A 21,043-nucleotide genomic window follows, 5' to 3' on the forward strand; every position below is an offset into this window, starting at 1 on the left:
CTGTCCTAGGAGTCGGCGTTGTCTGCAGGGGAAGCGGCCCCCGGTCAGACGTGTGCGGCTCCGGGGACCGTGGCGCGGGGTACGGCGGTCGCGGGCGGCCCGCGCCGTGACAGGCTGTGCGCGAGGACGACGCCGTGGTGGCGGCGCGCGGCCCGCGGGCGCCCGGCGCGCGGCGGGCGCGGGGCGTCGGGCAGCAGCACGGCGTCGAGGAGCAGCCGCAGCGGCGTGAAGGCGAGGGCCCCGACGGCGCGGGCGAGGCGGAAGAAGGCGGCCTCGCCGCGGGCGAGCCACAGGGCGCAGACCGCGGCGGCGAGGAGGTGCACGGCCAGCATGCCGGCGGAGGCCCCGCCGAGCCCGACGGCGTCGAGGAGCGACAGCACGAGGCCGGACGCGCCGTCGTGCGCGGCGTCGGCTCCGGCGGCGGTGGCCGGCGGCGCGGTGTGGTGCCCCGCGGGCGGGGCCGCGCCATGGGCCGGGTGCAGCATGCCGGTGGCCGGGTGCGGGCGCCCGTGGGAGTGGCCGTGGCCCTGGTGGGACCGGCCCGCGCCGAAGGTCACGTGGAGGACGGCCTGGAGCGCGAGCAGCCCGGCGGTGATGAAGGGGGCGCCCCGCCGCCGGGCGGCCGCCAGCCAGGCCAGGCCCGCCGTCACCCCGAAGGCGAGGAGCAGGGTGACCTGCGGGAGGGAATGCGCAGACATGGACGAATGCCCCACCGCGGCCAAGGCCACACACACCGCCGCGAAAAGCGCGGCGCGCAGGGCGCGCAGGGGCGATCGGGGATCCGTCATCGTCCGCACATGCTGCCACCCCGGCGGTCCGGAGGGGAGTCCGGGTGTGTCGCCGGGGCGGGGTCCGGGTTTGTCGGCGGGCGGGGTCCGGGGATGTCGCCGAGCGGGGTTTTGAGGCACCGCCGGGCAGGCTCCGGCGCACCGCCGGGCGCCAGCCCCCGCACGGACCGGGCGCCGGTCCGAGGACGTACCGGGCGGCGACAACGGCTGTGTGCCGCGCGCCAGTGCCCATGCGTGCCGGGCGCCGGGTCCGAGGGATCGCCTGAGAGCAGAAACGCTGGTCCGCGCGGGGGCGGCCGGGCACAGTCGCGGCATGAGACTTCTGATCCTGGGTGGTACGGAGTTCGCGGGACGCGCCGTGGCGCAGGCCGCGCTGGCCCGCGGGTGGCAGGTCACGGTGTTCCACCGGGGGCGGCACGAGCCGCCCGCCGGCGTGACCGCCCTGCTGGGTGACCGGACCGCGCCCGGCGGGCTGTCGGCGCTCGCCGGGGGGCGGTGGGACGCGGTCGTCGACACCTGGGCGGCCGCACCCGTCGCCGTGCGGGACGCGGCCCGGCTGCTCGCCCCGCGCGCCGGGCGGTACGTGTACGTCTCCAGCCGCTTCGTGTACGCCTGGCCCATGCCGGCGGGGCTGACCGAGGACGGCCCGCTCGTCGCGGCGTCCCCGGACGCGGCCGGCGACGTGCCGTACGCCGAGGCCAAGCGGGGCGGGGAGCTGGCCGCCCTGGAGGCGTTCGGCGCCGGCCGCACACTGCTCGCGCGCGTGGGACTGCTCCTCGGACCGGGTGAGAACGTGGGCCGCCTGCCGTGGTGGCTGAACCGGATCGCCCGGGGCGGGCCGGTCCTCGCCCCGGGCCCGCGCGACCTGCCGCTGCAGTGCATCGACGCCCGGGACCTGGCCGAGTGGCTCCTGGACGCGGTGCGGGCGGGGCTCCGCGGCCCGTACAACCTGACCGGCCCGAGCGGGCACACGACCATGGGCGGGCTGCTCGACGCCTGCGTCCGCGCCACGGGTTCGGACGCGCGGCTGCGCTGGACCGAGCCGGAGGCGGTCCTCGACGCGGGCATCGAGCCCTGGACGCAAGCGCCGGTCTGGCTGCCGCCGGGCGAGGCGCACGACGCGATGCACCGCGGCGACGTGTCCAAGGCGCTCGCGGCGGGCCTGCGCTGCCGCCCGGTGGCGGAGACGGTCGCCGACACGTGGGCGTGGCTGCGCGACCGTGGCGGCGAGGCGCCGCAACGGCCGGACCGGCCGGCGGTGGGGGTGAGCCCGCAGCAGGAGGCGAAGGCGCTGGGGCTGTAACGGTTCGCCCGCTTTGCGGACGGAGATTTCTACGAAAGCCGCGGCGCGCTGAACGAGCCGTGCGTCCCACCCGTATGCAACGGAGCGGTTCTCCCCTCCCGGGATTGGAGTTCCATGGGACGCACACGAAAACGCTCAACGCTGGCCAACCGGGCGATCGCCGCCTCGGCTGCCCTGATACTGGGCGGGGGTGGGCTGGTAGCGGCCAATTTCTACGCATCCGCGGGCGAGGGCTGGTCCAGCCCACCGCCTCAGCAACAGAACACCCTCAACACCGGTCAGCAGGTCTCGACCATCGACTGCCCCGAAGTCGCCAACGGTCTTCCCCAGGTGCCCGACCAGGCACGCGGGGAAGTGGACCGGGAACTGGCGAACATGGACAGCCAGATCACCGATGCCTATCAGCGGTTCGCCGAAGAGAAGCAGCGGATCCAGCAGGATCCCCGGTTCGCCGAGAATGCCATCCTCACCCCGCTGAAGGACAAGCGGCTGGCCGCCATCGAGCGGATCGTCATCGCGATCGGCCGGAGCGGCGAGCGGCCCGAGAGCCTGTCGAGCCTGGCGCCCTGCAAGCTGCAGGCGGACGACACGACGTTCGGCGGCGACCAGGGTCAGGACAACGGCCAGGATCAGGGCCAGGACAACGGGCAGGACAACGGCCAGGACCAAGGCCAGGACAACGGGCAGGACCAGGGCAACGGCCAGGGTCAGGATCAGGGCCAAGGTCAGGGGCAGGCCGGCAACGGGCCGGTCGCCGGTGACTTCGTCGACATCCAGTCCGTCCAGCCCAACGTCCAGAAGGCCCGCCAGCTCCGCGGCGCCTCGCGCGGCAGCTTCGTCACCGACTGCGGCCGCAACGAGAACGGCAAGTTCAACCCGGACAACGTCATCGTGGCACCCGGTGTGAGCAATGGCGCGCACCACATGCACGATTACGTCGGCAACCAGGCCAACGACGCCTTCGCCAGCGACGACGACCTGGCCCGCGGCCAAACGACCTGCCGCAACCAAGGCGACAAGTCGACCTATTTCTGGCCGGTCCTGCGCGCGCAGAACGGGCAGAACGAGAACGACGCCAATGCCGACGGCGGCGGGAACGACAAGAACGTCGGTGAAATCCTGACGCCTTCGCAGGTCACCATGAATTTCGTCGGCAGTCCGGTCTCGAAGGTGAGCGCCATGCCGCGCTTCCTGCGGATCATCACGGGAGACGCCAAGGCGTTCACCAACGGTGATGCCAACGCCAATGCGTCGTGGAGCTGCACGGGGTTCGAGGACCGCCAGCTGAAGGACAAGTACCCGATCTGCCCGCAGGGCAGCCAGGTGGTGCGCACCTTCAAGTTCCAGAGCTGCTGGGACGGCCAGAACACCGACAGCGCCAACCACCGGACGCATGTCGCCTTCGCGGACGGGAACGGCCGGTGCCCGCAGGGCTTCCGGGCCATTCCGCAGCTGGTCCAGCGGATCGTCTACGACGTTCCGCAGGGGACCGTCTTCGCCGTGGACTCGTTCCCGGAGCAGCTGCACAAGCCGATCACGGACCACGGTGACTTCATCAACGTGTTCAACAGCCGGCTGATGAACCAGATGGTGAACTGCATCAACGGCGGACGCCGGTGTGCCTGACCTTCTGATCCCCCGATCCGGTGATCGGGGGATCAGGGGTGCACCGTCCGGTCCATCCCCCCTTACCTGCGCGGTCAGCTCGCGTGGTGCCCCGAGTGGGACCCCTCGTCTCCCCCACCGCCACTGCTCCCCGAGTGGTGCGACGAGCCGGTCTCCACGTCGCCACCGAGCCGGCCGCGCAGTGCTGCGACCACCTTCTCGTCACCGGAGACCACCCACTTGCGGCCCACGAGGTACGCGCCGCCGTAGTCATTGGCCTCGTTGATCCACTCTCGCTGGCCCCGGTCGGTGGCGAAGGTGGTCAGGACGTACGCGCCGTCCTCGGTCTCGCACTTCGCCTGGCGGAGCTCCTCCGCGTCCGTCGAGATCTCCGGCTCGCAGGCGGCCTTCGCCGCGAGCTGCTCCAGCGTGCCCGTCGCCGTCGGCGGCGCCGCGTCCGTCTTCCCGCCGCCGTCGCCGCCGGCGTCACAGGCCGCGAGGACCGGGAACGCCAGGGATATGAGGGCGGCTACCGCCACCCGTGCCGTACGTGTTCGTCGTTCCGTGCGCATCTGGCCATCGTGCCGGTTCGCACCCCTGCTCCGGGCGGGAACCCGGGGTAACGTGCGTCCCCCATCGCACCTGATGTTCCGTCAGCACCATGGAGGAGCGCTGTGTCCGGAGTGTCGAGACGTACGCTGCTGGGGACCGCCGGAGCAATCGGCGTGGGCGCCGCCCTCGCCGGGAACGGGCCCGCCATGGCGAACGCGACCGGCGCCGGGCCCGCCCGCGCCGCCCTCGAACGGCTCCTGCCCGGCCACGCGGACCAGTTCCGCCTCACCCCCCTCGGGGACGGCCCGGAGCGGTTCCGCGTCACCGGCACGCCGGGCCGCATCAAGGTCGCGGGCACGAGCCCCGCCACCCTCCTCACCGGTGTCCACTGGTACCTCAAGTACGTGTGCGGCGCCCACATCTCCTGGTCCGGCTCGCAGCTGGACCTCCCGCGCCGGCTCCCCGCGCCCGGCACCCCGCTCGCGCACGAGGCGACCGTCCCGCACCGGTTCGCGTTCAACGACACGCACGACGGCTACACCGCCCCGTACGCCGACTGGCCGCGCTGGGAGCGGCTGATCGACGTGCTCGCCCTGCACGGCTGCAACGAGGTCCTCGTCACCGTCGGCCAGGAGGCCGTCCACCACCGGCTCCTCCAGGACTTCGGCTACTCCGACGCCGAGGCCCGCGCCTGGCTCCCGGCCCCCTCGCACCAGCCCTGGTGGCTGCTGCAGAACATGAGCGGCTACGGCGGCCCGCTCGACCCCGGGCTGATCGCCCGCCGCGCGGCACTGGGCCGCCGCATCACCGACCGGATCCGCGAGCTCGGCATGCACCCGGTCCTCCCCGGCTGCTTCGGCACCGTCCCCGACGGCTTCGCCGCCCGCAACCCCGGCGCCCGCACCGTGCCGCAGGGCCTCTGGGCGGGCCTGCGGCGGCCGGACTGGCTCGACCCGCGCACGGCGGTCTTCACCGCGTTCGCCGCCGCCTTCTACCGCCACCAGGCCGACCTGTTCGGCGACGTGCGGCACTTCAAGATGGACCTGCTGCACGAGGGCGGCTCCCCCGGCGACGTGCCCGTCCCGGAGGCCGCCCGCGCCGTCGAGGCCGCCCTGCACCGCGCCCGCCCCGGCGCCCTGTGGATCGTCCTCGGCTGGCAGGCCAATCCGCGCCGCGACCTGCTCGACGCCCTCGACCGGCGCACGGTGCTCGTCGTGGACGGGCTGTCCGACCTGGAGACCGTCACCGACCGCGAGCGGGACTGGGGCGGTGTCCCGTACGCCTTCGGCACCATCCCCAACTTCGGCGGCCGCACCACCCTCGGCGCCCGGACCCACGTGTGGACCGAGCGCTTCCCGGCCTGGCGCGACAAGCCCGGGTCGGCGCTCGCCGGGACGGCGTACATGCCGGAGGCCGCCGAGCGGGACCCGGCCGCCCTGGAGCTGTTCTCGGAGCTCGCCTGGCGGCGGGAGCCCGTGGACCGCGCCCGCTGGTTCGAGGCGTACGCCGACCTGCGCTACGGCGGCCACGACCCCCGGGCGCGCGAGGCGTTCGCGGTGCTGCGGGACACCGCGTACCGCATCACCAGCCGCGACGGGCGCCCCCACGACTCGGTCTTCGCGGCCCGGCCCAGCCTGGCCGCCCGCTCCGGCGCCCACTACGCCACCCACTCCCCCGCCTTCGACCCCGCCCGCTTCGACCGGGCGTTCGCCGCGCTGCTCGGGGTGCGGGAGCCGCTGCGCCGCTCCGACGCGTACCGCTACGACCTCACCGACCTGGGCCGCCAGGCCGTCGCCAACCGCTCCTGGCAGCTGATCGGCCTGCTGCGGGCCGCGTACGCCCAGCAGGACCTCGACACCTTCCGCGCGCTGTCCCGGCTGTGGCTGGAGCTGATGCGGCTGGGCGACGAGATGTCCGGCTCGCACCGCGCCTTCCTCCTCGGGCCGTGGCTCGCGGACGCGCGCCGCGAGGGCCTGGAGCGCACCGCCCGCGTGCTGATCACCACCTGGGCGGACCGGCCCACGGCCGACGGCGGACGCCTGGCCAACTACGCCAACCGCGATTGGTCCGGTCTCATCGCCGACGTCCACCTGCCGCAGTGGCGGGCCTATCTGGACGAGCTGGCGGACGCCCTCGCCGAGGGCCGGCCCCCGAAGGACTTCGACTGGTACGCGCGGGAGGAGCGCTGGACTCGCGGCACGCGGACCTACCCCGTGCGGCCCCCGCACGACCCGTACCGCACGGCCCGGAAGGTCCACGACGTCCTCGCCGCGGCGCCCTTCCAGGGCGAGGTCACGGTCTCCTGCGACCCGGCCGGGCTCCCTCCCGGCGCCGAGGGACTGGTCACCGCCACCCTGCGGAACGTCAACGGTCTGCGCGCCACCGGCCGCGCCGGCTTCGTCCTCACGGGCTTCGGCGATCAGCCGCCCCTGGAGCTGGCTGCCGTCCCGGCGGCCGGCAGCGGGCAGGTCTCCTGGGGGATCACCGCCCCCGACCGCCCGCTCGCCCACCCCGTCGAGCCGCTCCCCTACGAGCTGCGCACCACGTACGGCCCCGCGGGCGAGGAGCCGGTCACCACCGTGCACCGGGGCAGCCTGTACGCCGCCGGCCCCCTGGACGCGTCCTGGCGCACGTACACCACCAACGGCGCGGTCTTCGGGCAGCTCGGCGACCGGTACGCGGTCAACGGCGGCGGCCAGGACCTCTGGAAGGGCGTCGCCGAGTTCGGGGCCCTCTACCGGGAGGGCGCCCTGGAGGACGGCGGAACCCTGACGGTCCGGGTGGACGCGCAGGACCCGACCGGCGGCTGGGCGCGCGCCGGGATCGTCGTCCGGAACGCGCTCCCGATGCCCTCGGCGCCCGGGTTCCTCAACCTGGCGGTCACGCCCGCGAGCGGGGTGGCCCTGACGTACGACGCGGACGGCGACGGCGCCCTCGACACCTACCGGCGGATCACCGGCCCCGGCTGCCGGGCGCCGCTCCTCCTGCGGCTGTCGCGCGCGGGCGACGCCTTCACCGGCGCCTGCTCGGCGGACGGCGGCACGACGTGGCGGACGGTCGCCACCGTCCGGCTGCCGGGCGCGGCCGCCGCGCAGGACGCGGGCCTGTTCATGACGGCGGCGAACGGCGGCGGCGGGGAGCGCGGCACCGCGGTGTTCAGCGGGCCGGCCGGCTGGAGCCCGGGCGGCAGGTGACCATCGCAGGATTCGCTCGTTCTGCTGAACGTGAGCACCCAGGAACTGGCTACCCCCGCCCCCCTCGACGTCGAACAGGCCGAGGCGGCGCTCGTCGAGCACTATCCCCGGCTCGTCCGCATCGCCTATCTGGTGCTGCCGCCGTCCCTCGGCCGCAACCGCCGCGTCCTGACCGCGCACGCGCTCGTCCAGCGCTCGCTGCCGCGGCGCCGCGGCCCGGTCGACCCCGCCATGCCGGGCCAGCGGCGGGCGGGCGACGACGCGGTCGATCCCGGGTACGCGTACGTGCGCGGGCAGGTGCTGCGCCAGGCGCTGGAGGCGGGCCTGCCGCTGCGGCGCCGCGCCTGGCCCAAGCGGGCGCAGCTGCCGCCGCTGCTGCCCCAGGTGTGGGGCCTGCGGCTGTTCCCCCGCTCCGGCGGCGCCGACGAACTGGCCCTGGACCAGCGGCTGTCGACGCTGTCGGGCGCGGGGCGGGCGGCGTACGTGCTGCGCGGCCTGGAGCGGCAGGGGGACGCGGAGGTGCGCCGGGTGCTGGCGGCCGCCGGTGTCGAGGACCCGGGTGCGGCGCTGGCCGAGGCCGGCGGTGTGGACGCGGCCCGGGGCACGAGCGGCGCCGGGCTGCTGGAGTCCGCGGAGTTCGACCCGTGCTCCCTGCAGGCGCGCCCGACCGATCTGATGCGGCGCCGCCAGCACACCAGGGCGGCGCTGGCGGCGCTGGCCGCCGCGGTGGTGTGCGGGACGCTGCTGGGCCTGCCCGGCGACGGCTGGGGTCCCGACGGGGCGGCCGCTCCGCCGTACGCCCGCAACCCGGTGTCGGAGGCGGCGCTGGACCCGGCTCATGTGCGGCGCGTCGCCCCGGCCCTGTGGCAGCGCTCGGCGCGCACCGACTTCTCGGTGTGGCCCGCGCGGGGCGGTCTCACCGGCGACACGGCGCTGCTGCGCCGGGCGCTGGCGGTGTGGGCGCGGCCGGGACCGACGGTGCAGGCCTCGGCGGCGCCGGGGACGCCGCCCGGACCGCCGATGGGGCCTCCGCAGCTGCTGTTCGCGGGTGAGGTGGACCAGGCGCGGGTGGTGCTGTTCCACGACGGTCTGCGGGTGGTGCGGTACGCGGAGCCGAAGGACGGCACGGCCGGGGCTGCGCTGGACTTCGTCCGGACGGACGGCGCGGACACGGCGTCCGCGGGCGCTCTGGTGGTGGGCCGTACGAACGCCAACGTGCGGTACCTGACGGCTCCGTGGGTGCGGGGCGTGGCCGTGCGGGACCTGCTGCGGCCGTCGGAGGCGGCGCGTCCGCTGGAGCGGGACGCGCATGGTGTCACCGAGCCGATGCTCAGCCCGGTCGCGCCGAGCCAGTGCCGGACGTGGGACGCGCTGGAGGTGCGCGACGGGGTGGCCACCCGGCTGCTGACCGACCTCGGCGAGCTCACCCCGGCCCGGCTCACCTCCGGTCCGCCGTCCGCGCCCGCGGACGTCACGGACGACGCGGCGCGCGCGGAGTGGGCGCGGACGGCCTGTCTGCTGCCGGTGGTGCGCTCGCACGGGGTGCGGTCGGTGAACTCCTGGCGCTTCGCCGAGCAGGACCTTCCGGGAACGGACGCCGCCGCCGGGCCCGCCCGGTGGCTGTGCACGCGCGCGGAGACCTGGCGGGGCACGGGCGGCAAGGTGCTGGCCCATTTCCAGGCCCCGGCGGCGGCGGCGAAGCCGGGCGCGGTGGCGGCGGGCTCGGTGGTGGCGCAGGCGGACGACTCCCCGGCGTGCGGGGCGCGTGAGCCGCACGTGCTGGCGGGCGCGCTGTGGAAGTCGCCGGCCGGGCAGTGGTACATGGTGGCGGCCGGCAGTCCGCAGGTGGCGTCGGTCGAGGTGACGGGCGCCGTGCGGGGCCACGAGGAGGGCCGGCGGATCGCGGTGCCGGTGGAGGGCAAGCCGGCCGGCCAGGTCGAGCTCGGCGGGCGGCTGGAGGACGGGTCGGAGATCGGCGTGCTGCGCTGACCGGCCGGTGAACCACCGGCTGCACGGCCCTGTTCCCGGCGCGTACCCATCAGTACATTGACGCCATGTCTCATACGCCGGTGGCGATACAGGCCGAGCGGACCGAGCTGAAGGCCCGGAAGGTCTCCTTCGACTGGGAGGAGACCCCGCTCCACTGGGTTCCGGGCGACCCGTTCACCACCCACACCATCAACGTGCTGCACCTGCTGCTCCCGGCGGGGGAGCGCTGGTTCGTCCACGTCTACCGGCAGGTCCTGCCGCCCCGCGGGGTAGCCCCGGCGTCTCCGGTGGCTACGTCGGCTGGACGACGTCGTCTCCGCACGCGCGGGGTAGTCCGACCTCCTGCTCCGCGTGCCGCTCGGTGCAGGTGCCGTCCCCGCACGCGCGGGGGTGGCTTCGTACACCAACTCTGGCAGCGTTTGTTCACGACTTTGGGAGGCGTCCGGGGGACGGTGGAGTCCGAGTTGTTCACGAGTTCGGCAGTACCGGATACGGCGGAGTGCCTCGGACGGCCTAACACCACAGCACGGTGGTGGAGTATTCCTCAGATTCTTCTGGCGTCCCCTGAGTCGATGTGGGTGAGCACCGCGGCGGCGCCGTCTTCTGCTGCGATGCGGTGGCCGAGTTCGGTCGCGCGGCGTCGGTGGGCCGGCTCGGACAGGCAGACCGTGATCGCGTCCCCGAGGGCTTCGGCGGTCAGGTCCTGGAACGGCACAGGTCGGGGGGTGACCCCCAGCTCGTACAACCGAGACGCCCAGAACGGCTGGTCGGCCATGACGGGAACGGCCACAGCGGGCACTCCGGCCCGCAGTCCGGCTCCGGTCGTACCCGCCCCGGCGTGATGGACGACGGCGGTGGTACGAGGGAACAGCCAGTCGTGCGGGACGTCGCCGATGGCCAGAACGTCGTCACCCCAGCCACTCAGTTCGGCCCACCCCGCCTGCACCACCGCACGCACCCCCGCCTGCCGTACAGCCGCAGTCACCAGCTCACTGAGCCGTTCCCCCTGTCCTGGCGCCATGCTGCCGAACCCGATGAACACCGGCGGCGGACCGGCCGCGAGGAAGTCGACCAGCTCGGCCGGGGGTTGCCACCCGTCCGGCCGCGCTGGCCACCAGTAGCCCGATACTTCCGCCCGCGACGGCCAGTCCCCGGGGCGCGGCACCACCAGCGGGCTGAAGCCGTGGAAGACCGGCCGGATGTCCCCCGATGACGATGCCGCGCCGGCGCCGGGCAGCCCGAAATGGGCGCGCAGCCGGGTCGCGGCGCCCGCGAAGGCCTCTTCCGCGCGTCTCACTACGTCCCGACCTGCGGCGAGGTTGCCCTCCGGCCCCGGGCCGCCGACGGTGCTGCGTGCGTTGGGCAGCGCGAATGCTCTGGTGGCGAAGGCCGGTACGAGGTACGTGCCGATGACAGGGATGCCAAGCGCTTCGCCGGCCGCCCGGCCGAGCGGCGCCGGGCCGGAGGCCGTGAGCAGCAGGTCGGCCCCGCCCGCCACGGCTTCCGCCACCCCGTCGGCGAGCCCGTCCGCGTACGCCCTCGTCAGCGCCTGGGCCTCCTCCCGCGACGCCGCCTGGGACCAGTCCCGGATCAGCCCCTGCGGGTCTCCCGGCACAGGCCGGTAATCGAGACCACACCCCTGGATGAGTGCGGCGAAGGACGCGTGAGCGGCCACGGCGACCTGATGGCCGGCGTCCAGCAAGCGCCGCCCCAGGCCGGTGAAGGGCGCGACATCCCCACGTGAACCGGCAGTGATGATCAGAATCCGCATGCAGCGATTCTCCTTGACGGATGGCGCCCGGCCGCCTCGCCGGCCAAGGGGCTCCCAGCGCGCCTCCAGCCCCGGCCGTGCTGTCGGTACTCGTGAACATCGAACACCGCCAGGTCGGCGTGCTGCTCAAAACCGCGGACATCCGCTGTCGAAACTCGTGAACGAAGCCACGGGGGTAGTCCGGCTGTGCACAACGTCGTACACCGGTACTCAATATCGTCCCCGCGCCCGCACGGGTAGTCCTGGGAGGGTCACGGCGCGCGGTGAAGAGCAGCCGTCGGCCCCGCACACGCGGGGAGTCCGCTGCCGAGCGGCTCGAGGTCAACGGGGTAGTCGTCCCCGCGCGCGGGGGTTGCCCGTGTGAAGCTCGCGAACTCCCGCTCGTCAGGGATCTTCGCCGCCCGGCACCGTTCCCGGTCACCGGTCCAGGCCTTGGGAAGGTACAACTCCCGGTCCACCAGGGCCCGTCCGCGGCTGGTGGCGTAGGCCGCGAACACCCCGATCTGGCAATTGTCGATCTTCCCGGACGTGTGTACTGCCGGCCCACCCCCGCCGAGGTGCTGCCCTTCTTGATGAACCCGTGTCGTCGACGATCAGCACACCACCAGGACCGAGCTTGCCGGCGACGTACTCGCGGACATCGTCACGGAGGACGTCCGCGTCCCGGACACTCGAATTGAGCAGTCTCTGGAATCCATCCCGGGTGCGGTGACCCGCGTACTGGCCAGTTGCCAGCCGTTCTTCCGGGCCACCGGCGCCAACAGCCCGCGCAGGTAGTGCCGCATCCGCCACCGCAGATTCGCCCGCCCGAACCGGCCCGCCACCCGCGCGAACACTGACTCCAACTCCAGAGCCCACACCTGGGCCCCAACCATCCCCACCATGTCCTGACACCGACAACCACCAGCTCAGGACACGATCCGCTGCTGGAGTACTACGGCAGGAGCAGCCAGTCGGCGGCCAGGGCGGCGAGCAGGCCGGTGCCGAGCAGCCAGGTGCCCAGCCGGGTACGGCCGTTGCGGCTCAGTTCGATGACCACCCCGCACAGGATCATGGCCAGCCCGTACACGCCGACCACCAGGACGGAGGTGCGGCTGGCCAGCCGCAGGACCAGGACCACCGCCATCGCCACCAGCAGGACGGACGCGGCGGCGATCCGCAGGCGCCGCGCCTGGCGCGGGGAGAGTCCGGTGCGGGGCGTTTCCTGGTCGGAGAGGCTCATGTCCGGGGAGCCTAACGGAAGGTGTAGCGGGCACCGTTCGAAGGGACCGTTAGGCTGTGCGCCATGACGACCGGGGTGCGCCGCAGAATGGGTGTCGAGGAGCGCAGACGTCAGCTGATCGGCGTGGCGCTGGAGCTGTTCAGCCACCGTGCCCCCGAGGACGTGTCGATCGACGAGATCGCGGCCGCCGCGGGCATCTCCCGGCCGCTGGTGTACCACTACTTCCCGGGCAAGCAGAGCCTGTACGAGGCGGCGCTGCGCCGTGCGGCGGACGAGCTGGCGGCCCGGTTCGAGGAGCCGCACGAGGGGCCGCTGGGGGCCCGGCTGCTGCGGGTGATGGAACGGTTCTTCACCTTCGTGGACGAGCACGGGCCGGGCTTCTCGGCGCTGATGCGCGGCGGCCCGGCGGTGCCCGCGGGGGCGGACTGCCCCCGCGCGGTGTCACCGACGAACGCGATCATCGACGAGGTGCGGCAGGCCGCGTACGAGCAGATCCTCGCCCACCTCGGTGTCACGGACCCGCCCGCGCGCCTGGAGCTGGTCGTGCGGTCGTGGGTGTCGCTCGCCGAGTCGACGGCGCTGCTGTGGCTGGACGGGCGCCGCATCCCGCGCGCCGAGCTGGAGCGCCAGCTGGTGCACGACTTCGCCGCGCTGACGGCGGTGAGCGCCGCGTACGACGAGGAGATGGCCGGGATCGTGCTGCGGATGCTGGCGGACGAGCCGGCCGACGGGCCGCTGGGCGACCTCGCCGGCCGGCTGGGCATGCTGGTGCCGAAGGTCCCCGCTCAGCGCCGGCGGTAGGACGGTGCGAAGTCGTGCACCTCGGCGGAGATGTGCACGGTGAGCCCGTCGACCGGCTTCAGGTGCTGGGGTACGAGCGCGAGGACCGCCTCCGTGAGCCGTGCCTTGGCCTCCTCGCGGCGGCCGGGTGCCAGCCCCACCGCGACGTGGACGACCGCCTGCTCGGTCGTGCCGTCGGCGACGACCGTCTCCTCGGCCCGCCGGAACCGCGTCTTGCACACCGCGGGGTTGGCGCCGACGGTGGCGCCGAGCACCGGGTGCAGGGCGAGGGCGAACCCCCGCCGGTCGAACGCCTCGTCGAGGGAGGCGGAGTAGTCGACTGCTATCTGAGGCATGGGCGGTCACTCCCGCGCTCGTACGGATCGTGCGGTCCCCACCACGATAGGCGGCGCCCTGATCATGGATCAGGGCGCCGCTGAATCTCATCGTGTGGCGGGGCTCACGTCCCGGTCCGCGCGGGGCTCACGTGCGCCGCGCAACCGGCCTCACCGCTGGGTGAAGACCGCGACGGTGCGGGCGGGGACCGTGAAGGTGCCCGTCGCCGGGTCGTACGCGGACGACCTGACGGTGGCGTCGGCTCCGCGTGCCTGGACCGGGTGCAGGGCGTACCCCTTCCCGGTCAGGGCCGCGACCGTCTGGGTCTGCCGCTCGGGGGTGGCGTTGAAGACCACGACCAGGTCGCCCAGGCGCATGGTGATCACGCCCGGGGTCTCGTCCTCGCCGGAGAGCGGGAAGGAGAGCGCGGACTGCACCTCGTCGGCCGTGGAGAGGCTGAAGGCCTTCTCCGTGGTGCGGATCTTCAGCAGGTCCCGGTAGGCGGCGGAGGCGCCCGTGATCTCCGGGCAGCCGACCTTCAGGGACGGCGAGGACAGCAGCGGCCGGCCGAAGGACCACTTGTCCTTGTTGTCTGCCGCGGGCGGCAGGCCGCGGCCGAAGCCGTTGCCGGCCCGGCAGTCCCAGTTGAGGACGTTGAACCAGTCGCCGCTGTCGTACGAGTTGCGGTCCAGGGACTTGGAGCGCAGCAGGTCGCTGCCGGCCTGGGAGAGCGCCGGGCCCTGGGAGAGGGTGGCGGTCGCCATGGCGAGGACCTGCATGCGGGCGCGGTCGGCCGGCGAGGTGGTCGCCGGCAGCTTGAAGGCGAGCGCGTCGTACAGGGTCTCGTTGTCGTGCGCGTCCGCGTAGGCGAGGGCGTCGCCGGGGGCGGCGGCGTAGCCGGCCGGGGCGCCGTTGTAGTCGACCTGGGAGCCCTTGACCTCCTTGCCCCGGGTGTCCGTGAAGGTGAAGCCGGCGAGGTTGCCGGACAGGCCGACCTTGATCAGGTCCTGGTAGTGCAGGAGGCGGGCCTTCTGCTCGGCCGGGGTGCCGTTGGCCGGGGACGCGTTGGGGTCGGTGAACAGGCCGGAGGCGAAGCCCTGGACGCCGGGGTCGGCGTCGAAGGGGCCGCCGCCGCGGACGGCGTCACGGGCCCGGTCGGAGAAGGTCGCGATGCCGGTGCCGGCCATGTTCTTCTGGGTGGCCTGGACGAAGCGGGCGTCGTCGGCGACCTCGCCGAAGTTCCAGCCCTCCCCGTACAGGACGATGCTCCTGCCGTCGACGCCGTCCTTCTCGACGGTCAGCGCGTCCAGGGCCGCGCGGACCGCGAGCATGTTCGCCTTGGGGTGGTGGCCCATGAGGTCGAAGCGGAAGCCGTCGACCTTGTACTCCTTGGCCCAGGTGACGACCGAGTCGACGACGAGCTTGCCCATCATCGTGTTCTCGGGCGCGGTGTTGGCGCAGCAGGTGGAGGTGGCGACGGAGCCGTCCGCGAGCAGCCGCTGGTAGTAGCCGGGGACGATGCGGTCCAGGACGGACTTCTCCGCCTGGCCGCTCGCGACGGTGTGGTTGTAGACCACGTCCATCACGGTGCGCAGCCCGGCCTTGTTGAGGGACTGGACCATCTGCCGGAACTCGACGGTGCGGCGCGTGCCCTCGGGGTCGGAGGCGTAGGAGCCCTCGGGGACGGTGTAGTGCAGCGGGTCGTAGCCCCAGTTGAACCCGTCCCCGGCGGCGGCCTTCGCGACGCAGGCCTGCTGCTCGTCGGAGTCGGGCGCGTACGCCTTCAGGTCGCAGGCGGGGGCCGTCTGGTCCGGCTTCCTCTCGGGGATGGTGCCGATGTCGAAGGCGGGCAGGAGGTGGACGTACGAGGTGCCGTCGGCGGCCAGCTTCCTGAGGTGCTTCATGCCGTCCGACGTGGTGTCGGTGAAGGCGAGGTAGCCGCCGGGGTGCTTCGACGTGGGGTCGCCGATCGAGAAGTCGCGGATGTGCAGCTCCTGGATCTGGGCGTCGCGCAGCGGGGTCGGGGCCGGCTTCCGCAGCGTGGACCAGCCCTTGGGGGCGAGCTCCGGGGCGGTGAGGTCGGTGACCAGGCTGTGCACCGAGTCGGTGGTGAGCGCGGTGGAGTAGGGGTCGGTGACCTTGTTGGTGACGACCTTCCCGGCGCCGGGCGCCCAGACGGTGACCAGGTAGCGGTACGGCTTGTTCCGCCAGCTCGCGGGGCCGGTGACCGACCAGACGCCGGTGGTGGCGTCGCGCTTCATCGGCACGCGCCGGCCGCCGAGTTCGAGCGCGACCTGCTGGGCGGTGGGCGCCCACACCGAGAGCGTGGGCCTGCCGTGGCGGAACACCGGGCCGAGGGCCTTCTGCCGGGCCTTGGCCGCGTACACGGCGTCGAGGACGCCGGCGGTCTGCACGCCGGTCGCGGACAGCAGTGCGCCGGTGGCGGCGTACTGGGTGGCGACGAGCTGTCCGCGCAGGGCCTCGCGGATCCGGTCGCGGTCGCGCGGGTCGACGGTGTACGCGGTGTACTTCGCCAGGTGGGGGAACTTCTCCCGCTGCGCCTCGGTGAGCGTGGTGGGGTGCAGCCGGAGCATGCGCGCGTCGTCGGACGTGAGCACGCCGTCCCGGACGGCGAGGGAGCCGGTGCGCGAATACTGCAGCTGGGTGGAGGCGGCGGCGGGGTTGCCGTTCCAGGCGACGGTCGTGCCGTCGATCCAGACCGCCGTGGCCTTGGTGAGGTCGAGGGCGGCGCCGCCGCCCTGGGGCTGCGGCAGCAGGTGCTTGTCGCGTCCGCCCAGCAGCCACACCTCGTGGCCGCTCGCCTTGAGGTCGAGCGCCTGGTCGCCGGGCAGGTCCTTCTCGTCGCCCTTGTGGAGGATGTAGCTGAGCGAGGTGGCCCCCGCCGCGAGCGGCACCTCGAAGACGGCGCCGTACGCGTCGGTGCGGACGGGCAGGAGCGGCTTGGCCCAGTCGGTGGGCTGTGCGGCCCCGGTCCACACGTGCAGGCCCCAGCCGTCGTACGCTCCGTCGGCGCGGCGGTAGTGCAGGAGCGCCTTGGTGGTGTCCTGCGGCGGGTAGGCGCCGGCCGGCGGCTGTGTCGCCGCGGCTTCCTTGCCCTGCTCGATCCACACCTCGCCGGACTTCGACAGGTCGATGGTGCGGTCGGCGGAGACGTCCTTGTTGCCGTCCTTGTCGATGACGAGGTAGCCGACGCCGGAGGCGCCGGGCTTCAGCTTGACCCAGGCGAAGGCGCCGTAGGCGTCGCGGCCGGTGAAGGCGTGGCCCTCGGGCCAGGTCGTGGCCTCACCGTCGGCGATGTCGCCCCAGGCGTAGAGCCGCCAGTCGGTGTAGTCGCCGTCGGCGCGGCGGTAGTGGACGACGGCGTAGTCCCGCTGGGTGGCGGTCGGTGCCGGTTCGGCGGGGGCGCGGCCCGCGACGGTCGTGGCGAGGTCGCTCGCGGTGCGGCCCGCGCTGTCGACGACCACGGCCTTGTAGCGCAGGGGGGTGCCCTCGCCGGCGGTGACGGTGTGGTTCACCTTGTAGGGGGCGTGGTCGGCGGAGCCGAGGACCTGCCAGCGGCCGTTGCCCTGCTGGGCGGCGAAGACGACCCGGTTCAGTGCTCCGCCGTCGACGTCGGCGGTGACCTCGACGGTGCCGGAGGCTCCGGCGGCCGGGGCCTTCAGGGCGATCGCGGGCGCGGCGGCCGGCGCCGGCAGCGGCTTGGCGGCCTTGAGCACGACGGAGGACAGGGCGGGCACGGTGACGGTGAGCCTGCCGTCGCCGTCGCTGGTGCGGGTGCCCTCACCGCCGTACAGGGTGTGGAAGCCGGTGTCCGCGGAGCCGGTGGGGACGGTCACCGTCCTGGGCGCGGTGGCGTTGTTGACGGCGACGAGGTACTCGCTCCGCGAGGACGTGTCCGTGCGGGAGAAGGCGTAGACGCCCTGCCCGTCGGCGGCGTACCGCTCGGTGTGGATGCCGTCGGCGAGGGCCGGGTGGGCCTTGCGGAGCGCGGCCAGCCGGGCGATCTGCCGGTAGAGCGGGTGCCCGGTGTCGTACGCGGGGGACGCGTGCGTGCGGTCGGTGCCGAGCTGGTCGTCGTCCAGGTAGTCCGCGATCCGCGAGGCGAACAGGGGCTGGCGGGCGTCCTTGTCGCCGCCCGCGCCGGTGAAGCCCTGCTCGTCGCCGGAGTAGACGACCGGGTTGCCCCGGGAGAGGAACATCAGCTCGTTGGCGAGCCGGTAGCGGCGTACCAGCTCGGCGTCGTCGGCCCGGGCGTTGTCCTGGGCGAGGAAGGTGCCGAAGCGGCCCATGTCGTGGTTGCCCAGGAAGGTCACCGACTCGTAGGCGTTGGCCTTGTCGGTGGTGTAGCGGTAGTCGTCGCCGAAGAGCCGGCCGAGCTGTGCGGCGGAGCCGCCCTGGGAGGCGTAGCCGCGGACGGCCGCCTGGAAGGGGAAGTCGAGGGTGGCGTCGAGGCGGCCCTCACGGACGTACTGGGAGGTGAAGGCGGGGTCGGCGGAGTACACCTCGCCGAACATGAAGAAGTCGTCCCGGCCCCGCTTGGCGGCGTACGCGTCGAGGGCGGTGGCCCACTGCGTCCAGAACTCCTTGTTGACGTGCTTGACGGTGTCGATGCGGAAGCCGTCGATGTCGAAGTCGCGCACCCAGCGCTGGTAGATCTTCTCCATGCCTTCGACGACCTCGGGGCGTTCGGTCCACAGGTCGTCCAGGCCGGCGAAGTCGCCGTGCGTGGAGGATTCCCCGGCGAAGGTCGAATCGCCCCGGTTGTGGTACATCGCGGGGTCGTTGAGCCAGGAGGGGACCTTGACGTCCTTCTGGCCGGCGGGGACGACGGGGGTGCGCGGGAAGGTGCCGAGATCCGTCCTCGGGAAGGGCGCGGTGCCGTCGGCGTGATCGCTGTCGTCGAAGGGGACGCCGTCCCGGGTCAGGTACGGGAAGGCGCCCTTGGAGAGGTAGTCGTAGGACTTCTCCCGGTAGTCGATGACGTCGGCGGTGTGGTTGGTGATGACGTCGAAGAAGACCTTCATGCCCTTGGCGTGGGCCTTGTCGATCAGCTTCTCCAGGTCTTCGTTGGTGCCGAAGTGGGGGTCGACCTGGGTGAAGTCGGTGATCCAGTAGCCGTGGTAGCCGGCCGAGGCGTCCTTCCCCCCGCCCTGCACGGGCCGGTTCTTGAAGATCGGCGCCATCCAGAGGGCGGTGGTGCCCAGGCCCTTGATGTAGTCGAGCTTCTCGGTCAGCCCCTTGAGGTCGCCGCCCTGGTAGAAGCCCTTGTCGGCGGGGTCGTACCCGGTGGCGAGGCGGGAGCCGGTGAGCCCGCCGCGGTCGTTGCGCGCGTCCCCGTTGGCGAACCGGTCGGGCAGCACGAAGTAGAACTGCTCGCGGGTCAGGTCGTGGCGCGCGGGCTGCGCCGCGAGCGCCTTGTCGGAGGGCGGGGCGGGCGGGGCGGTCACGGCCGCCGCCGGCAGGGCGGGGACGAGGCCCGCGCCGAGGGCGGTGACGAGCGCGGTGACGGCGCTTCGCCGCCGCCGTCTGTTGTGGAACAAGGGTTCTCCTTAACGAGTCGGTTCCCACCCCGCCCGGCCCGCGGCCTTCGGCCGGCGGCCGGTGGAGGAAGGGGGCCGGGGCGACGCCCCGGCCCCTGCGACGCGGCAGCTCCGCGCCGCAACCGATGGGGGCGTGCTGTCGCCGGGGGCGAGGGTCCCTCCCCGGCCCGCCGGAGCCGGGGAGGGAGGGCGGGCGCCGCCCGCGGGGGCGGCGCCCGCACCCGGTCACGTGCGGAACGTGTCGCTCAGGGCGACCTTCCCGTCGGACGGGACCGTGGCGGTGCGGTTGGCGCCGCTCTCCCAGGTGACGTTCCCGGCGGCGTCCTTGCGGAGGTACTTGTACTGGAAGGACGTCCCCGCGGGGAGGGCGACGTCGAGCTTCCACACCGGGTACGCGGCCGGGTCGAGCTTCAGGGCGCCGGCGGGGTTCCAGTTGCCGAGGGCGGCCTGGTTGCCGGTGACGTAGATGTTCTCGCCGGGCACGGTGGTGGCGTTGACGGCGAAGGACGCGCCGGTGGCCGTGGGGGGCGGGGTCGTGGATCCGGTCCCGCAGGTGCGCGCCCCGGCGTGGAGCGCGACGGCCGTGCCGGCGCCGAGCGTCGCCGTGAACCGGCCGTCGCCGCCGACGGTCACGGTCCGGTTGTTCTGGACGTCGCAGTAGTCGCCGGCGGGCAGCGACGTCTGGAACGTCCGGGTGAGGGCGGACGTCTCGTGGTTGAGGGCGACGTACGCCTTGTCGCCGCGGCCGAACGCGATCTGGTCACCGCCGTTGTCCCACCAGTTCGTGACGCCCTGACCGCGGGCCACGTTCCGGAAGGCGACCATCGAGGCGATCTCGCGCCAGGCGTGCTGGCACTTCCAGCCGTCGCTGTAGCAGGCGTTCACCTGCCCGCCGCCGGGCGGGCCGGCGTCCTTGTCGGTCCACTCGTAGCCGGAGTGGACGTCCGGGGAGCCGTAGGGCCAGGCCAGCATGAACACGCTGGCGAGCGTGTAGGCGGAGCCGTTCTTGTAGGTGAGGGTGTCGCCCTGGCGCTCGGTGTCGTGGTTGTCGACGAACACGCCGGACCTGCCGGACTCCATGTAGCCCCAGGCCTCGCCGTAGTTCTTGAGGTGGGCGAGGTTCTCGTTCTGGAAGACGCGCTTGAGGTCGCGGGCGTAGCGGAACTCCTGGACGTCGCCGTTGCCGAGGTACTCGCTGGGCGAGACCGCCTCGCCGGCGCCGTGTATCGCCTCCTGCTTCCAGTAGACGGACGGATTGGTGAGCTTGGCCTTGATGGCGGCCAGGTCGTTCGCCGGCATGTGCTTGGCGGCGTCGATGCGGAAGCCGTCGACGCCGAGCGACAGCAGGTCGTTCATGTAGCCCGCGATCTTGGTGCGGACGTACTCCTCGCCCGTGTCGAGATCGGCGAGGCCGACCAGCTCGCAGTGCTGGACGTTGACCCGGTCCTGGTAGTTGGTGATGTGGGCGGTGCAGTCGTCCATGTCGGACGACGAGTACAGGCCCGGGTAGCCGTACTTGGTGTACGCGGAGCCGCCGGTGCCGGTACCGGAGCCGGCCGCCATGTGGTTGATGACGGTGTCGGCGACGACCTTGACGCCCGCGGCGTGGCAGGCGTCCACCATCGAACGGAAGGCGGCGCGGTCGCCGAGACGGCCGGCGATCCGGTAGCTGACCGGCTGGTACGAGGTCCACCACTGCCCGCCCTGGATGTGCTCCTGCGGGGGCGAGACCTGGACGTAGCCGTAACCGGCGGGGCCGAGGGTGTCCGTGCACGCCTTCGCCACGGAGGCGAAGTTCCACTCGAACATCACCGCGGTGACGTCCTTGGTGCCGGGCGGCGCGGCCTGCGCCGGGGTGGGGGGTGCCGTGACGGCCACTGCGGCTCCCGCCACGAGGGCGAGCGCGGCGGCCACGGGCTTTCTGGCCATGTTTCCTCCTGGG

13 protein-coding genes and 1 pseudogene are annotated in these 21,043 nt (G+C 73.4%); 6 read left to right on the forward strand and 8 right to left on the reverse strand.

Going from position 1 to position 21,043, the window contains the following annotated elements; genetic code table 11:
• Nucleotides 1-44: 44 nt before the first annotated feature.
• On the reverse strand, nucleotides 45-698 hold the full coding sequence (locus tag ACIA79_RS00300; protein ID WP_399425558.1) for a hypothetical protein: 654 nt from the start codon (nucleotides 696-698) through the stop codon (nucleotides 45-47).
• A gap of 403 nt (nucleotides 699-1,101) precedes the next feature.
• Here ACIA79_RS00300 and ACIA79_RS00305 point away from each other — a divergent pair, with 403 nt between their 5' ends.
• Both ACIA79_RS00305 and ACIA79_RS00310 read left to right on the forward strand, forming a co-directional pair.
• The gene (locus ACIA79_RS00305; RefSeq protein ID WP_399425559.1) at nucleotides 1,102-2,091 is read left to right on the forward strand and encodes an NAD-dependent epimerase/dehydratase family protein; all 990 of its coding nucleotides are present in this window, start codon (nucleotides 1,102-1,104) and stop codon (nucleotides 2,089-2,091) included.
• Nucleotides 2,092-2,205: 114 nt separating this feature from the next.
• A complete protein-coding gene (locus ACIA79_RS00310) occupies nucleotides 2,206-3,717 on the forward strand; it encodes a DUF1996 domain-containing protein (RefSeq protein ID WP_399425561.1) in 1,512 nt (503 codons plus the stop codon).
• A 74-nt stretch (nucleotides 3,718-3,791) separates the two neighbouring features.
• On the opposite strand, the gene ACIA79_RS00315 is transcribed toward ACIA79_RS00310, so the two are convergent.
• Complete coding sequence (locus tag ACIA79_RS00315) at nucleotides 3,792-4,268, reverse strand: hypothetical protein (RefSeq protein WP_399425563.1); 477 nt, start codon at nucleotides 4,266-4,268, stop codon at nucleotides 3,792-3,794.
• A 102-nt stretch (nucleotides 4,269-4,370) separates the two neighbouring features.
• On the opposite strand from ACIA79_RS00315, the gene ACIA79_RS00320 reads away from it, so the two are divergent.
• The 3 genes and pseudogenes from ACIA79_RS00320 to ACIA79_RS00330 all read left to right on the forward strand — a co-directional run.
• A complete protein-coding gene (locus tag ACIA79_RS00320; protein WP_399425564.1) occupies nucleotides 4,371-7,442 on the forward strand; it encodes an alpha-N-acetylglucosaminidase in 3,072 nt (1,023 codons plus the stop codon).
• Between the two features lie 30 nt (nucleotides 7,443-7,472).
• The gene (locus ACIA79_RS00325) at nucleotides 7,473-9,431 is read left to right on the forward strand and encodes a hypothetical protein (RefSeq protein WP_399425566.1); all 1,959 of its coding nucleotides are present in this window, start codon (nucleotides 7,473-7,475) and stop codon (nucleotides 9,429-9,431) included.
• A gap of 65 nt (nucleotides 9,432-9,496) precedes the next feature.
• Nucleotides 9,497-9,691 (forward strand): annotated as a pseudogene (locus ACIA79_RS00330) (metal-dependent hydrolase); the annotation flags it as partial.
• A gap of 284 nt (nucleotides 9,692-9,975) precedes the next feature.
• On the opposite strand, the gene ACIA79_RS00335 reads toward ACIA79_RS00330, so the two are convergent.
• The 3 genes from ACIA79_RS00335 to ACIA79_RS00345 form a co-directional block, all read right to left on the reverse strand.
• A complete protein-coding gene (locus ACIA79_RS00335; protein WP_399425569.1) occupies nucleotides 9,976-11,202 on the reverse strand; it encodes a glycosyltransferase in 1,227 nt (408 codons plus the stop codon).
• A 251-nt stretch (nucleotides 11,203-11,453) separates the two neighbouring features.
• On the reverse strand, nucleotides 11,454-11,699 hold the full coding sequence (locus ACIA79_RS00340; RefSeq protein ID WP_399425570.1) for a hypothetical protein: 246 nt from the start codon (nucleotides 11,697-11,699) through the stop codon (nucleotides 11,454-11,456).
• A gap of 437 nt (nucleotides 11,700-12,136) precedes the next feature.
• Nucleotides 12,137-12,424: a hypothetical protein gene (locus ACIA79_RS00345; RefSeq protein ID WP_031069569.1), complete on the reverse strand. Its 288-nt coding sequence runs from the start codon at nucleotides 12,422-12,424 to the stop codon at nucleotides 12,137-12,139.
• A 63-nt stretch (nucleotides 12,425-12,487) separates the two neighbouring features.
• Between ACIA79_RS00345 and ACIA79_RS00350 the strand changes: the two genes are divergently transcribed.
• Entirely contained in the window at nucleotides 12,488-13,225 is a 738-nt protein-coding gene (locus tag ACIA79_RS00350; protein ID WP_399425571.1) for a TetR/AcrR family transcriptional regulator, read from the forward strand.
• Here ACIA79_RS00350 and ACIA79_RS00355 read toward each other — a convergent pair.
• From ACIA79_RS00355 to ACIA79_RS00365, 3 genes are all read right to left on the reverse strand, one after another.
• Nucleotides 13,210-13,560: a 5-carboxymethyl-2-hydroxymuconate Delta-isomerase gene (locus ACIA79_RS00355; protein WP_399425573.1), complete on the reverse strand. Its 351-nt coding sequence runs from the start codon at nucleotides 13,558-13,560 to the stop codon at nucleotides 13,210-13,212. The genes ACIA79_RS00350 and ACIA79_RS00355 overlap by 16 nt on opposite strands.
• A 150-nt stretch (nucleotides 13,561-13,710) precedes the next feature.
• Nucleotides 13,711-19,101 carry a pullulanase-type alpha-1,6-glucosidase gene (pulA, locus tag ACIA79_RS00360; RefSeq protein WP_399425575.1) on the reverse strand — a complete coding sequence of 1,797 codons (5,391 nt, stop codon included), beginning with the start codon at nucleotides 19,099-19,101 and terminating at the stop codon, nucleotides 13,711-13,713.
• Nucleotides 19,102-19,326: 225 nt separating this feature from the next.
• Entirely contained in the window at nucleotides 19,327-21,030 is a 1,704-nt protein-coding gene (locus ACIA79_RS00365; protein ID WP_399425576.1) for a carbohydrate-binding module family 20 domain-containing protein, read from the reverse strand.
• Nucleotides 21,031-21,043 lie beyond the last annotated feature (13 nt).

Source organism: Streptomyces sp. NPDC051310 (genome assembly GCF_044455245.1).
Classification (GTDB): Bacteria; Actinomycetota; Actinomycetes; order Streptomycetales; family Streptomycetaceae; genus Streptomyces.